Raw genomic sequence first — 14,987 nt, 5'->3', positions numbered from 1 at the left:
GTTGCAGACTTGTTTTGCCCTACCTACAAGGTGATATTCCTTATAAAAACAGTGGTTTAGTTGCTGTTGTTGCTTGATTAAAGTCAATGTTTTTTTGCCCTTGAGTCTCTATGCTTCAGCCAGTTTTGTTATCACTGGGTGTTCCACTGGAGGTTTATATGTCCAAGCTGTCCTCTTCCGTCTCTGAAGCCGGAAAGGTCAATTTGCTGAATTTTGGGGATGCAAAAATAAAAACTTTGCATCTGACCTGGTTTGCATTTTTTCTGACTTTTGTGATGTGGTTTAACCATGCGCCGTTACTTACCGAAATTAAACAGGCGCTTAGCCTGACGGACGCTCAGGTCAAAGCGCTGCTGATTTTAAACGTAGCCCTGACGATACCGGCCCGTATTGTGGTGGGCATTCTGGTCGACAAGTTTGGCCCCCGTATTATGTACAGCCTGTTGTTAATGATTTCGTCGTTTTTTTGTATTGGTTTTGCCCTGGCCGAAAGTTTTGAAAGCCTGGCCTTATTCCGCTTTTTACTGGGGTTTGTCGGTGCCGGTTTTGTGATTGGTATCCGCTTGGTGGGGGAATGGTTTCCAAGCCATCAGGTCGGCACAGCCGAAGGCATTTATGGTGGTTGGGGTAACTTTGGTTCGGCCGCTGCAGCCATGACTTTACCCACCATAGCGCTGATGTATGGCGGTGCCGATGGCTGGCGTTATGCCTTGATCAGCGTAGGTGTATTAAGTGCGGTGTATTCATTGTTGTTTTACCACCAGGCGCGCAACACCCCTAAAGGTTCGGTGTATTTTAAACCGAAAAAAAGCGGGGCTATGGAAGTCACCAGCTGGGGCGACTTATGGCTGCTGATTTTGCTGAATATTCCAATGCATCTGGCGCTGGCGATGCTGGCCTGGAAAATGTCGCCAGCCGGGGTGAATTTATTCTCTGAACAATATATGTATTTGATTTGGGCCAGTTTAGTGGTGCTTTTTGTGATCCAGACCCATCAGGTCTGGCGGGTAAACGTCGAGCACCTGCGTAAAGGCGTGCCAGAGCATGAAAAATATTCGTTTAAACAAGTGGCTATTCTGGATTTAGCCTATTTCACTACCTTTGGCTCTGAGTTGGCTGTGGTGTCGATGTTACCACTGTATTTCTTGGAAACCTTTGAAGGTTTAAACCCTGTGAGTGCAGGTTTATTAGCGTCCAGCTTTGCTTTTATGAATCTGGTCTCCAGACCTATGGGTGGCTGGTTCTCAGATAAGTTTGGCCGCCGCAAAAGTATGGTGTTGTTAATTGCTGGTTTATCGGCCGGTTATTTCCTGATGGGCTTAATGGACAGCAGCTGGTGGTTGCCGCTGGCGGTACTGGTGAGTATGGCTTGTAGCTTCTTTGTGCAGGGGGGCGAAGGTGCGGTATTTGCCATAGTACCGTTAATTAAACGCCGGATGACAGGCCAGATTGCCGGTATGGCCGGTGCTTATGGCAATGTGGGCGCTGTGGTGTACTTAACCGTATTAAGTTACGTTGATTACAGCACCTTCTTTTATGTGATTGGCGCTTCGGCGCTGGTGGGGTTAGTGGCGGTGATGTTCCTGGATGACCCCAAAGGCCATATTACTGAAGTGGATGAAGACGGCAACGTGCATCATATTCACGTCAGTTAAGGCAAAAGGTAAACACCTGATAAAACTGGCTGTTGCAATACAGCCAGTTTTATTCTTTCTGGTTTGTTTATCAATGATCACGGATTTTGATCACAGCTCTTGTATTTATCCGGCAAAAAGGGGCAAAGATGGTGTCAGGGCAAAGTAGTGACCAAGTGTCCTTATCAGAATCACAGCTTAAACTGGCGGTAGGGGGTTACAGCTGCGCCGGTCATAAAAGCCAGAATGAAGATGCTATTGCCTGGCATTTGCCAAAGGATGCCCATTTATTAACTTATAAAGGCGGCTGTTTTTGTCTGGCCGATGGTGTCAGTTCAGCCGAGGCAGGGCAGCAAGCCAGCGACTATGCGGTGCAACATTTTGCCAGCGAATACGCCAATACCCCCGACAGCTGGTCGGTAAACCACAGTGCCAGCCAGTTACTGGCCAGTATCAACACCGCACTTTATCAACAAAGCCATGCTTATGTATCTGAAGAAAAAGGTTTTTTATGTACCTTTAGCGGCCTGATCATTAAATCTCATACTGCGTATTTTTTTCATATTGGCGACAGCCGTATTTACCTGTGGCGCAAAGGGGTCATTGCCCAGCTAACGCAGGATCACACCACTAAACTCAGTGAAAACCGCCAGTTTTTAGGCCGGGCTTTGGGCATGGATGAGCAGGTGCAGTGGCAATCCGACAATGTCGCTTTGGAGCCAGGCGACAGGTTTTTGTTGTGCAGTGACGGTCTGTCAGATTTTATTTCCGACAACCAACTGTCTGAGCTGTTAAACCCTGAGCCGTTAAATCCTGAGCCGGGCGCTGCGGCTGTGCAGTCATCACAAGATTTAACAACACTGGCCGAGCAGTTATGCCAGCTGGCACTTCAAAACGGCAGTGATGACAATATCAGTGCGCTTATCGTCGAAGTGCAGGCACTCTGCGCCCAAACCCTGGAAGATTACAACGAAAAACTGACCCGGCTGCCGTTTTTACCTGTGCTGGTGCCCGGCATGAAAGTGGACGGTTATCAGGTGGAAAAAGAGATTTTTGCCAGTAGCCGCAGTCATTTATATCTGGTGCGGGATTTGGCCACAGATAAACGCTGGGTATTAAAAACACCCTCAGTGAATTTTGCCGACGATCACTGTTATATCGAGCGTTTTATCCGCGAAGAATGGATAGGGCTTCGCATTGCCCACCCCAATGTGGTGCAGGTACACCGTCAGCAGCGCCCCCGTACTTTTTTATATTATTTATTGGCTTATGTAGAAGGTGAAAGCCTGGAGCAGTGGTTTGCCAAAGTGGATAAACCGCTCAAACCAGCCAAAGCCATAGCGCTGGTAAAACAAATAGCCGCGGGCTTACAGGCTTTTCATAAGCTCGGCGCTGTGCATCAGGATTTAAAACCCGGCAATATTATGCGACGCCCTGACGGCACTTTAGTGCTGGTGGATTTTGGTTCTGTTTATGTGGCCGGCCTTGCCGAAATGTTTTCGCCGCTGCAACAAGACATTGCCCTTGGCACCGCCAGTTATTCCGACCCGCATTATTTGCTGGGTCATAACTCGGGCGTGCAGGGGGATGTGTATGCGCTGGCTACCATTTGCTACGAACTTTTTACCGGCCAGCTGCCATACGGCGCTAAAGTCGAAGACTGCCAGACTATGCGCGACTACCAAAAACTGCGTTATCAGCACAGTTATCAACACAACCCTATTATTCCGCCCTGGTTCGACCGCGCACTGGAGCTGGGTGTCAGTCTGGATTTAAGCCAGCGTTACAGCTCAGTCAGCTTGCTGATGAAAGACTTACAAAACCCCAACCCCTTGTTTTTACAACAACAAGTCGTAGCCAAACACAAAACCAACCGGCTGTTATTCTGGCAACTGATGTCCGGCTTCTGGTTTGCCACTTTATTGCTGGTGATTTGGTTGTTTTTAATCAAGAAGGGATAGAGCTGCTTGTACTGCGGCTGATGTGGTTTTTCCGCTCAGGCACAGTGGTGATTTGCGCCTGGCTTTTCAAAGAGTTTTTCCTGTTTTCTGGCATAACTGTCGCGAATTCTGTTGTTTCCATTGACAAGTTGCTTTGTAGATTGCAGTTTGTATACAATTTAAACGCAATCGGAAGTGATGATGCCAGACCATCCAACAAGCTTGTTTCGCCACCTTTTTACCCCAATGATGCTGGCATTATTGTGGCCTCTGGCGGGAGTTGCAGGTGAATGTACCCCTGCTTTATTGGATCGCCACGGCGAACCCCGACTGATGCAGCAATTTGACGACTATGGCAACCAGAGCTTTAACCCTTTTGCGGATGCAGGGGCCTGGCACGCTTATTTATTGCCTGAGGTGTCTAAAGGCGGATTTACTGGCCCTTTGATTGTGGCGCAGGAATATAGTCTCTATCTGGCACCTATGCTGGAGCAGTTGCAGCCAGCTATTGCCGGCCAAGCTCTGGATTATGCCAAAGCCCGAACGCTGGCCAGGGCCTGTGCCGGTGAACTGCAGCTGAGTTACACATGGCCGCAACTGAGTCTGGATTTGCGCTTGCGTTTTATTGACCAACGAAGTGCGTTGATCCGCACTGATATTGTAAATAACAGCCGCAAATCCTTGCCAATCACCGTTGAATGGCAAGGCAACATTTTGCATAAGCTCAATGCTGACAGCCGTCTCGATTGGTCACCGCTCTGGATCCAAAGTGAACAGGGGGTCAAGCTGCGTTTCCCCAAATTACACCAGTCTTTTACTGCATATTTCAGCTCTGGGGCTGAGTTTGAGATCAGCCGCAGTATTGCTGCTGACACCAGGGTCAATGCCGAGGGGTATCGCAGCCGGGCAGAGTTGCACTTAAATGCCGGAGAATCACGTCGGATCTGGACTCGCCAGAGTTATTATCTGGCAAAGTCGGAGAAATCCCAGCTTCAGTCTGCTGCCCCCTTATCAACCACTGAACTTAAAGCACTCTGGCAGCAAAGTGGTGAGCGCTGGCGCTCTTACCTGACAAAGGGGTTGCCGCTGGAAGCTTCCTGGGTGCCCAAAACACTGGCGCAAAAAAGTATTGAAACCTTGCTGATGAACTGGCGCAGCCCTGCCGGCGCTATATTGCATGATGTTGTTACCCCTTCAATGACAGCACGTTCTTTTGATGGCGCCTGGGCATGGGACAGTTGGAAACATGCAGCTGCCTTAAGCTATTTTGCGCCTGAACTGGCAAAAAACCAGATCCGCGCATTATTCGACCACCAAATCACAGCAGATGATCCACTCCGTCCGCAGGACAGCGGCATGATTATCGACACTGTGTTTTACAATAAAGACAGCCTGCGCCAGGGTTCAGGCGAAGGCTGGAACGAACGCAACAGCAAACCGCCCCTGGCGGCCTGGGCTGTTTGGTATCTGAAGCAGGATCTGGCTTTTATCCGGGAAATGTATCCAAAGCTGGTGGCATATCATCAATGGTGGTATCGCAATCGTGATCACGACGGGAATGGTTTTGCTGAATATGGTGCAGCCCTGCACCCGGCACACCAGAACGCCAAAGGAGAAATGCTGTTTTATTTAAAAGCTAAGGACACAGTGCCAGAAGGATGTGAGGCAAAGTCTGATGGTTGGTGGCAGTGTGCCGGTCTGGCGTCTTATCGTGCTCTGGCACAAAGTCAGGACTATCTGGCTCTGGAAAGCCCTGCCCAACATGCGGCGGGTTGGGAATCCGGTATGGACAATGCCGGGCGTTTTGGCTTTATTGACGAAGCTCAGCTTGCCGCTTATGCCAATAAATACCATGCCGGTGATCTGACTCAGGCCCGTCGCGATTGGTTACCCGGATTTGTGGAAAACTTCCGTCAGGGTAAGCTGGTTGGTTATTCCATTGATCAGGAGTCGGTGGAACTGAATGCTTACCTGGCGCTGGAGAAATCTCTGTTGGGACAAATGGCGCAGCTTTTGGGCGATTCCGCGTCTGCCATAGCTTGGCAGCAGGAAGCTGACAGACTGGCAGCGCGCATCAACAAGGCGTTTTACGATCCGCAAACCGGCTTTTATTATGATCGGCAATTAGGCACTGGTCAGTTACTGAGAAACCGGGGGATGGGGCCTGAGGGCTGGAGTCCGCTGTGGACAGGAATAGCCAGCCAGGCACAAGCAAAGACGGTGCGGGCGCATATGATGGATCCGGCCGCATTTCATACCCCGGTTCCACTCGGAACCGCCGCCCGTTCAGCACCGGCCTTTGATCCGCACAGCTACTGGCGGGGCAGGGTCTGGTTGGATCAATGGTATTTTGGTGTGTCGGCATTGGCGCGTTATGGCTTTTATGCCGATGCCAGAACCTTAACTACAGCTTTGCTTAACAAGGCAGAAGGTTTACCCGGCGCTGGCCCAATCAGGGAAAACTATCATCCGCTGACAGGTCAGATGCAGGGCGCGACCAACTTCAGCTGGAGCGCCGCTCATCTGTATTTGTGGTACCGCGAATCTGACGCTTACTCTGCCAAAAGCAACAAGCTGTCATCAACAAGTCCCTGATGCAGAGTCCTTCACTACAAGCAACAAGGGCTCTGGCTTTAGTGACAGTGTCGTCAAAGGTGTTGCCGTTAATCTGAAGTGCCTGTCTGGCTGCTCTGATAAATCAGCCAGCTCTGGGCTGTTGGGCGGATATTGTTATCATAGCCTCCCAGAACCAGGACTTTGCCCCCGGCTAAAGGGGTTGCAGTACTAAAAGCCAGGCGGTTGCCAATACTGCCGCCGGCTTTGACAAAAGCTGCTGTGCCAGGTGTCCAGATCTCAACATCGTTTGCGTCACCAACCACAACAACATCGCCGCTGGGCATTACTGTGGTGGCGGTCACTATCTTGTACCTGGGGTTTAACAGCGCTGGGCCCTCGCTAAAGCGGCCGGTGTGAGGATCGTAAATCTCCGTTTGGGCAATCCGGTGTTGCTCTTCGCAGTTGCGGGAGCCGCCAATCACCATCACACGTCCATCTTGGAGCAGGACAGCGCCATGTTTGCATCTTGCATGTCGCATAGGGCCAGTTTTCGAAAATGTGTTGCTGGCCGGGTTGTAAAGTTCTGCCGTTGCGGTTGCTGATTGGCGTTTGTGCAAACCACCCATCACCAATACACGACCATCCGACAAACGGACTGCGGCGTGGTGGGCTCTTGCTTGGTGCATAGGCCCAGTTGCAACAAAGTGGCCTTTGATTAGGTTAAACACCTCGGCTTTGGCAAGCGCACTATTCACGGCGCTGGCACCGCCTGCAACCAGGATTGCCCCGTCGGTCAGTGGAGTCGCTGTTGCGTCCATTCTCGCTGATAGCATCGCTGCGGCCGGTGTAAAAGTGCGTGTGCCGGTGTCAAAAAATTCGGCCGATGCAGTTGTTTCGGTGCCAGTCCAGCCGCCAGCGACCAAAACCCGGCCGTCCTGTAATAAGACTGCAATGTGGGCAACACGGGGTTCACGCATCGGTGGTGTAATTTCAAAGCGTCCGGTTGTGGTGTGAAATAATTCGGCTGAACGTTCAACCGGACTGCAACCGCCACCACTGCAGCCGCCCGTCACCAGCACCTGGCTTGGGGAAATGACGGTCGCCTGATGCGCCGCCCTTGGAATTGACAGGTTAGAGGCAGGTTGCACTATCCAGTCTGGTTTTGTTAAGGGCTTCGGCGCAGCAAAGGCCAAGCCAGGGATAAAACAACACAGACCGGCAACAAAAATCAGGTGAAGTCTCATCAACGTTTCCTTGCCATGGATTGCAGCCTAATGATGTACAAGCGGATGAAACAGCACCGTGGAATCAGCCTGCGATTTACCCATCATAAACCTAAATGAATAGTCTGAGTGCTCACGACCAGACGCCCGCCATTGCTGATATAGCCAGACCTAACCCTGCTCCGAACATAGCAAATGCAACAATGGTGATCCGGCTTTCTACTTTGGCTGTGCGCGGCAACTTGAAACGCCCGCCAGTCGTATCCTCGTCGTTTGCCGGTGTAGAGCGTAACCTTTCAACGAGGATCTGTTGCGCTTGCAGCGAAAATAGCGCTGACAACACGAGTAAGCCACTTGCAAGGATCATCAAAGGCCGACTAGAACTTCCGGCAAGCACCGTTTGCAGCAAGGTAATACTTCCGCCAGCGGTGGCAAGAGCAAGGGTAGCCAGCTGTTTGAGAAAATCGAACGAAAGAAAGGCAATAGTGTCGTTCGAAACTGTATGTATATTTGTGTTTCCCTGTGGGGCCATTGTTTTATCCTTTTTATCTGTATCAACCAGTATGGTGAGGCATTGATCAGGCTTTTGTTACCTTTGTTCAATTCGAATATATGCCCAGAACACAGAGGTTCAGGCTAAGCGTTTTGCGGAGCACTTTCTCAGGGATTTTAATGTCTGAACTTTTCAATCAGCCATGCACTGGCACTTTCCCTCATGCATCGAAATTCAAGCCACAGGAAATCCACGTCTGAAGTCATGAGTTTTCCGGTTTTTTCTGAGACATACGTCCAAACTACATAGAAATATAATTCGCGACAAGTCGTGATAAGAAAGTCAGTTGATGTGAGGCTGAAGTATGGGTAAAACCCGCATAGTGGCATTGGCGACAACATAATGTAGATTTTGGATGCCCGCAAAAGAGGCCGGGCTGCCGCGGCGAAAGCCGGCATAAGCACCTTGGCGCCGGGCATCAAATCAATAATAAGTGCAGTCAGTGATTATTTTATCCTGGGCGAATAGCCCTCAACAAAAAGGCCGGGCAACAAGCCACAGCCTAAGCTGCAAAACAATAAAACTTACACCTTTTTCGGCCGGAATACTTTGATAACGTCTTCATTACATTGCAGATAAGGCCCTTCCATCAGGTCGATGCAATAAGGCACGGCCGGAAATACCGCGTCCAGGCACTGGCGGATAGCGCTGGGTTTGCCCGGTAAATTAATAATTAAACTACTGCCTCTAAGGCCGGCGGTTTGACGCGACAAAATAGCGGTGGGCACAAATTTTAGCGATTCAGCGCGCATCAGCTCGCCAAAACCCGGCATCATTCTGTCGCACACTGCCTCTGTTGCTTCCGGGGTTACATCCCTTTTGGCAGGGCCTGTGCCGCCTGTGGTTACCACCAGGCAGCAGCCCAGCTCGTCCACCATGTGGCACAAGGTTTGTTCAATCAGCGGCTGTTCGTCTGGGATCACTTTGTATTCGGCCTGCCATGGGCTTATTAAATACTGATCCAGCGTGTCGATAATGGCTTTGCCGGAAATGTCGTCGTAAATACCGGCAGAGGCGCGGTCGCTGACGGTCAGAATGCCAATTTTGGCTTGCTGCATTATTCTATCCTTTTAGTCGTCTGCCTGTTTTAAATGAGCCTGCTGTAAACCCGCCAGCTGATGCCAATAGCCGTTGCAGTCGCCGGCCGGCAAAGGCTGATGGCCTGCGACAGCACCAGACAGCTTTTGCTGAAATTTATCAAGCCAATCAAAGCTTTGTTCTGGTTCCGGGCTTAACCTGACCACATCGGCCAGGCCGCGCATTGAAGGCAAATCGTTCAGCAGGTTGTATCTGTCGCCCGACTGGGTTTGAATGCCATTAAGTAAAAACACCGCTTCACCTTCCTGTGAATGGGCAATGCGGCCTTTGGGGTAGTTGATACAACAAAGTTCACATTGATCTTTAGCGCGGTTTTCCGAGCGGGCGGTAAAACAACGGCCCGACCAGGCCAGCGGCATATGGCCAAAGCCAAAAACTTCCACTTCAAAACAGTCGCGCACGTCGGCAATCAAAGGTTGGTGCAAGATGTCCTGTAACCAGTCGCGCGACAGCTCCACCGGCATCACCCAGCGTTTCATACCCAGTTGTAATAACTGGCGCAGCGCCTTGTGGTTATAAACACTGATGGCGGCGCCAGCGACAAAAGGCAGCTGCTGCTCCTGCAGCAGCTGAATAGCGCCCACATCATTGGCTTCAATCCAGAACTCGCCATTGTCGCAATAACGGCGCAGCTCTTTAAGCTCAGAAGGGGATTCCAGCATGGTCAGGGTAGATAACACCACTTCTTTGCCGGCTTCGCGCAGCATTTGGGCAATGGCCAGATAATCGCTGAATTTCAGCTCGCGCCTTTTACTGCAGACGGTTTCGCCTAAATACACCACCTGCGCTTGTGACGAGGCCGCTTGCTGATAAAAATCCAGCATCTGTGTTTTGGGCCAATAATATTGCACCGGCCCCAACGCCAGTTTCAGCGGCGCTGCTGTTGAATTTGCTGTTGTTGCTGCTGAGTTGGCCGGTTTTGCTGACTGTGTAAAAAGAGACATAAGTTATTTCCAGCTGCGATGATAAGCACCCAAAGTGGTTTGGCTGCCTTCAGAGAGTGACGCCAGCACCTGATCCCACTGCGCCTGCACGCTAAAAGCATCGGGATTGGCTTTTAAAGTGTCGATAGCCTGCCGCCACACCCGGGTCAGGCTGGCTACATAAGCCGGGCTGCGCTGGCGGCCTTCAATTTTCAGCGACGCTATACCTTCGCGCTTTAATTCCGGCAGCAGTGCCAGGGTATTAAGGCTGGTGGGCTCTTCCAGCGTATGGTAAAGCTCGCCGTCCACGTTAAAGCGGCCTTTGCATAAAGTGGGGTAACCGGCCGTTTCGCCTGGTGCAAATTTGTCGATCAACACCCCATTTAAACGCGATTCCAGACTGCCGTTATTGTTTTCCTGCCAACGTACAAAAGCGGCAGGCGAGCAGGCACCGGCGGTATTAGGCGACTGACCTGTTAAATAAGAGCTTAAATAACAACGGCCTTCGGCCATAATACAGAGGCTGCCAAAGGCAAAAACTTCAAGTTCAATGTCGCTGCTGCGGGCGATAGCCCGCACCTGCTGAATAGACAACACCCTGGGCAACACCACCCGGCTGATACCAAACTGGCGGTAAAATTCAATGGCCGCCAGATTGGTGGCCGACGCCTGCACCGACAAATGCCGTTCAATGTGTGGGTACTGCTCAGCGGCATAAGCCAGCACCGCCATATCAGCAATAATCAGCGCGTCGGCACCGGCCGCTACCGCCTGATCCACCGCTTGCTGCCAGCGTGGCCAGCTACCCGGATGGGCAAAAGTATTAATAGCCACATGCAGTTTTTTACCGGCTTTGTGCACATAAGCACAGGCTTCGGCCAGCTTTAAATCGTCAAGATTTAAACCGGCAAAATTGCGGGCATTGGTGTCGTTTTTCAGGCCAACATAAACGGCGTCAGCACCGTTTTCGATGGCGGCTTTAAGCGCCGCCACACTGCCGGCAGGGCACAATAATTCCATCCCTTTCTACCTCTTTGGCGCAATGGGCGCTTGGCGTTGGCTGTGTCACCATGTTTTATCAGTTTCAGCCGGCGCACAGCTTTATCAGCATCAGAAGCAGTATAAAGTGTTGAGCCCAGGAGATGTTCCCAATGTGTCAACTCAAAATGATTACTCCCAAAGTGATAAAAGCCTTGCCCAAAGCCGGGCAAAAGCTGAACCAGCTGCTGCCACAGCAGATAAAAATTGCCCTGATCAGCACAGTGTTAAATAAGCTCTTTGCCAACGACTGCGCCCTTGGTGCTCTGGACTTTTTAACCGGCAAAAAAGTGCGGATAGAGGTCACAGATTTTGCGTTTTGTTTTGTGGTTGAGTTGCAGTCACAACAGCTAAAAGTGAGCGCCTTAACTACAGAGAGCACAGCACATCAACAACAGGCGGATTTAACAGTCAAAGCCAGCAGTGTGGATTTTTTCCTGTTATGCAGCAGCCAGGCAGACCCCGACACGCTGTTTTTCCAGCGCCGTTTAAGCATGCTGGGCGACACCGAGCTTGGCCTTTATTTAAAAAACTATCTGGACAGTTTTGACAGCCAAAGCCTGCTGCCAGCCACAGTCTGGCAATTGCAGCAGTATCTGGCGTTACAGCTCAGGCCAGAACCGCAGCCACAGCCACAGCCACAGCAAGTGAATAGCGGTTTAGCTCGCCCTTTGTAGCTGAGCCAGCGTGCAGTGCAGCAGTTTTGCCTCAAAACGAAAACGGCGCCTTCTGGCGCCGTTTTCGTGTGTTGGTGCTTATTGTGTTGCGAATAAAACAATAACAATGAAGCTTAATAGAGCGCCACCAGTTCACCCTGACGGTTAAAAGTCAGGAAGTCGGCAATAATGCCGGACTGAATTTTGGCCAGCATCATTTTTAACGGTTGTTCGGCTTCGTCGCTGTTCGGGGCAAAACCACCACGGCCGCCCAGCGCTGATACAAAAGCAATATCCCACTCAATGCCGGTATGGGCCGATTCTGCCGCTAAAGTGGCAAATTCCGCAATTTCGTCCGGCAGTTTATCGACACAAAGCACCGGGCTTAAGGCACCACCATGGCCTTGCTGATAACTGTCATGCTGGTTTTGGGTGTAACCATTGGGCAGTTCGGCTTTGGCAAATACAAACAGCAGCCGTTGGGGCTCGTTTTGTTGTTTAGCGGCGCTAATTAAATCCTGATAACTTTCAATATTCATCTGAAACTCCCGGCCTGTTGCTACAGGCGTGAACAAAACGATGCTGCTGAGTCTGAGTGGTGGTTCGCCAAAACAGACCCAACGCAGGTTGGCGTCAGTGTAACAACAGCGGGCTTTGCGCTGTTTGCACAGAAGGGGGAGTTTCACTCCCCCTTTATGGGTAGCCTGGATGATAAAGGTGTGGCACTTAAGCCGTGGTGGTTTGCGCTTGTTTTTGTGGTTTTGGGTGTTGTGGGCTTAGTGTTGTTGCCTGGAACTGCAACCTGGCCGGGCTTTGATGATAATGGCGCAGCTCGTGCTCCTGGCGGCGGCCTTTGCTAAAAGCCGATACCCGTTTTAAATAGCCAATAACGCGGGTGCCGTAGTCAATATTTGTGCTGCCACAACAAGAGCAGGCTGTTAAGGTGCGTTTGTCGATGGCTTCGCAGCTGTTACAAATGGTGATTTTGACGTTGACACAAAAATAATTACAGCCGGTGCTGGCGGCAATATTTAAAAGTTTTAGATATGCATCCTGGCTGAGTTTTTCTTCCAGGTTTAAATGCAAAGCTGAACCACCGTCCAGGTAATCCAAGAGGGCCCGGCCATGCAGCTGGAACTTATCCAAAGCGTTGCAGCTGTCATCCTCTACCACGTAAAAATACGAGTTATAACAGTCTCTTGGCACAAAATACCCGTCGGCTTTGTCCCACTTGGCGTTTTTAATACCCAGGTTTTCAGCCGGCACAAATTCGGTATTAAACAGATAACCGTATTTGGCTTTGGCTGCTTTGTTGGCATCAAAAATGGTTTTTAGTTTTTGCTGCACAAAAGCAATATAAGCCGGGTTGTTGCTGGCGGTCAGACCCTGAGATTCGGCTGCTTCCACCATGCCGTTAATACCAATGGTTAAAAACTGTTTGTCCAGGCTGATAAAACCGGCGTCGTACACTGTTAATAAACCAGCGGCCTGATACTCTTCCATTAATTTGCGATATGCCACCTGATATTGCTGAATTTTTTCAACTTCAGCTGCTAAATCACGGCCATCCTGTACCAGCCGGTTCATATTGATGGTAATCACATTAATAGAGCCGGTGGCGACGCCCCCAGCCCCCAGTGAATAAGAAAAAGTGTTGTCGCTGATTTCACTGCGTAAACGGCAGCAGGAGGCCAGTGAGTCGGCACTGTCGGACAAATACACAAAAAATGAACTGCCATCAGCAAGTTGCTGTGCCATTTTTTCGGCAAATTCTTTGTCTTTACAATAACTTTGCGCCGGGTTTTGCGTTTTTTCCGTCAGCATGGCCACTGTCACCACAGGGAAAGTTAAAATGGTTTTTTCCCTTTCCTGATTAAACCAGCTTAAGAAAAAGTCCTGTAAAGCGCAGACCGACTGCCACTTTGGTTTGACAAAATCCGGGAACACAAAATTGCCAAACATAGAATCAAAATAAAACTGGTCATACACCGAGATATTCCAGAACACACTTTGATATCCACGGGCGGCCGCTGGTTGATTCAGTGCATACACCACATGCTGCAGGTGGTTTTCAATTTGTTTTTTGTGGGTGGTCAGGTAGTTGTCGCCGTAATCTTTGCGGGCAAAATAATCAAAATAAGTTAAAAACTCGACGGTGGCGACAGCGCCGGCAAACTGGCTGCTGACGGCAAACACAAAATTGACAAAACAACCACAAAAAGACTCTAAATGTTGTGGCGCTTTGGATTCACCACCCAGCTTCGTCAGGCCGTCGCGTAAAAAGGGGTACATGGTGACCGACACACAATAAGGTTTTAAGCTGGTTTCGTCGTGTACATAAATTTCGTGGGCTTCAATTTGCCGCACATATTCCGCAGCCAATTCAGTGCCAAACAGCTGTGCAATTTTCTGACTGACCTGAGCCCGGTTCACCTGAATAAAATAATCTTTCATCAGTTCAGCTTCTAAAGTGGCAATGTTTTTTTGTGTCACATTGGCGTTGGCGTCCATTTTAGAGCCGTCGGCGGCATTGGTGGCGTGCAGGTAGTGCTGAATAAAATCGAGTTTTTGTTGTACCTGGTGGCTCATCAGTCGTTGCATGGTAAAAGTCCTTGTTGTGTTGTTTTTTGGGTTACTGCTGCGGTTTGGTCTGTTGTTAGGATCTGTATTGGTATTTTGTCTGCCGGTGCTGCACTCTTTACCGGCATAGCCTTGTGGCTTTTGCCTGTATCTGCTGGCCGGAACTTCCAGCTTTGTTCCTGCAGCAGGTTTAAATCGTAAAAACGCTGATTGCTGCCAGGCGCGCCCAAAGGACCCAGTTCAGCCTGCCAGCGGCCGGTTTTGATGTAATCCAAGAGCGGCAGCAGGCCAGGGGGCGGGCTGTCCAGCCCGGTGTATAAACAGGTTTTTAAGCCCTGCTTTTTGCAAAGCAGCAGCAGTTGTTGCAAAAGCCCGGCTTGCCACTCACCACCTAAAAACAAAACACAGCTGATAAGACCCCGGTATTGGTTCAGCTTTTGCTGCAGCAATATAGGCGTGAGTGGCATACCAGCCTTGGCTGGCCAGCTTTGTGCACTATGGCAACCTTTGCAGCCCAGAGGGCAGCCACTGATGGTAAAAGCCAGGCTGGTTTCACCCGGTACTTCCTGCCATACCACTTGCTCTGCGTAATAATATAAGTCCGGCATCATCCTGTATCTTGTGTTTGTTGTGTGTTATTGGCACTAGATATGGTGTTAGCTTAGGTTCTGCTCCCGGGCGGACTTTGATCTGGATCAATGTTTTTCGGTGGTTAAAAAGCCTGTCCGGCTGCAGGCGGCATGGTTGCTGTGGTTGTTACCCCAACAGAGGTAAAGGCCAAAACAG

12 protein-coding genes are annotated in these 14,987 nt (G+C 50.3%); 4 read left to right on the top strand and 8 right to left on the bottom strand.

Annotated features, from left to right (window positions below):
- Nucleotides 1-158: 158 nt before the first annotated feature.
- From V7P87_RS10710 to ygjK, 3 genes are all read left to right on the top strand, one after another.
- Nucleotides 159-1,655: a NarK family nitrate/nitrite MFS transporter gene (locus tag V7P87_RS10710; protein WP_333797430.1), complete on the top strand. Its 1,497-nt coding sequence runs from the start codon at nt 159-161 to the stop codon at nt 1,653-1,655.
- A gap of 128 nt (nt 1,656-1,783) precedes the next feature.
- Complete coding sequence (locus V7P87_RS10705; protein ID WP_333797429.1) at nt 1,784-3,595, top strand: protein kinase domain-containing protein; 1,812 nt, start codon at nt 1,784-1,786, stop codon at nt 3,593-3,595.
- Nucleotides 3,596-3,775: 180 nt separating this feature from the next.
- The gene (gene ygjK / locus V7P87_RS10700) at nt 3,776-6,169 is read left to right on the top strand and encodes an alpha-glucosidase (RefSeq protein ID WP_333797428.1); all 2,394 of its coding nucleotides are present in this window, start codon (nt 3,776-3,778) and stop codon (nt 6,167-6,169) included.
- Nucleotides 6,170-6,237: 68 nt separating this feature from the next.
- Here the strand turns inward: ygjK and V7P87_RS10695 are convergent, their stop codons facing one another.
- The 5 genes from V7P87_RS10695 to ubiU all read right to left on the bottom strand — a co-directional run bounded on the left by V7P87_RS10695 (nt 6,238) and on the right by ubiU (nt 10,947).
- Entirely contained in the window at nt 6,238-7,374 is a 1,137-nt protein-coding gene (locus tag V7P87_RS10695) for a Kelch repeat-containing protein (RefSeq protein WP_333797427.1), read from the bottom strand.
- A gap of 112 nt (nt 7,375-7,486) precedes the next feature.
- On the bottom strand, nt 7,487-7,885 hold the full coding sequence (locus V7P87_RS10690) for a hypothetical protein (RefSeq protein WP_333797426.1): 399 nt from the start codon (nt 7,883-7,885) through the stop codon (nt 7,487-7,489).
- 545 nt (nt 7,886-8,430) lie between these two features.
- Nucleotides 8,431-8,964, bottom strand: a complete 534-nt coding sequence (gene mog / locus V7P87_RS10685) for a molybdopterin adenylyltransferase (protein ID WP_333797425.1) — start codon at nt 8,962-8,964, stop codon at nt 8,431-8,433.
- A gap of 12 nt (nt 8,965-8,976) precedes the next feature.
- On the bottom strand, nt 8,977-9,948 hold the full coding sequence (locus V7P87_RS10680; protein ID WP_442967958.1) for a U32 family peptidase: 972 nt from the start codon (nt 9,946-9,948) through the stop codon (nt 8,977-8,979).
- 3 nt (nt 9,949-9,951) lie between these two features.
- Entirely contained in the window at nt 9,952-10,947 is a 996-nt protein-coding gene (gene ubiU / locus V7P87_RS10675) for a ubiquinone anaerobic biosynthesis protein UbiU (protein ID WP_333797424.1), read from the bottom strand.
- A 131-nt stretch (nt 10,948-11,078) separates the two neighbouring features.
- Between ubiU and ubiT the strand changes: the two genes are divergently transcribed.
- Complete coding sequence (ubiT, locus tag V7P87_RS10670; protein WP_333797423.1) at nt 11,079-11,642, top strand: ubiquinone anaerobic biosynthesis accessory factor UbiT; 564 nt, start codon at nt 11,079-11,081, stop codon at nt 11,640-11,642.
- Nucleotides 11,643-11,755: 113 nt separating this feature from the next.
- On the opposite strand, the gene V7P87_RS10665 is transcribed toward ubiT, so the two are convergent.
- From V7P87_RS10665 to nrdG, 3 genes are all read right to left on the bottom strand, one after another.
- On the bottom strand, nt 11,756-12,160 hold the full coding sequence (locus V7P87_RS10665) for a ribonucleotide reductase subunit alpha (protein WP_333797422.1): 405 nt from the start codon (nt 12,158-12,160) through the stop codon (nt 11,756-11,758).
- Between the two features lie 187 nt (nt 12,161-12,347).
- Nucleotides 12,348-14,222, bottom strand: coding sequence for an anaerobic ribonucleoside-triphosphate reductase (nrdD, locus tag V7P87_RS10660; RefSeq protein ID WP_333797421.1), 1,875 nt, complete (start codon nt 14,220-14,222; stop codon nt 12,348-12,350).
- Nucleotides 14,210-14,809 carry an anaerobic ribonucleoside-triphosphate reductase activating protein gene (gene nrdG / locus V7P87_RS10655; RefSeq protein ID WP_333797420.1) on the bottom strand — a complete coding sequence of 200 codons (600 nt, stop codon included), beginning with the start codon at nt 14,807-14,809 and terminating at the stop codon, nt 14,210-14,212. The genes nrdD and nrdG overlap by 13 nt, the downstream gene beginning before the upstream one ends.
- Between the last annotated feature and the right edge of the window lie 178 nt (nt 14,810-14,987).

The sequence above is a fragment of the Rheinheimera sp. genome, from assembly GCF_036782235.1.
Lineage (GTDB): Bacteria > Pseudomonadota > Gammaproteobacteria > Enterobacterales > Alteromonadaceae > Pararheinheimera.
This window is presented reverse-complemented; position numbering and strand designations above follow the sequence as displayed.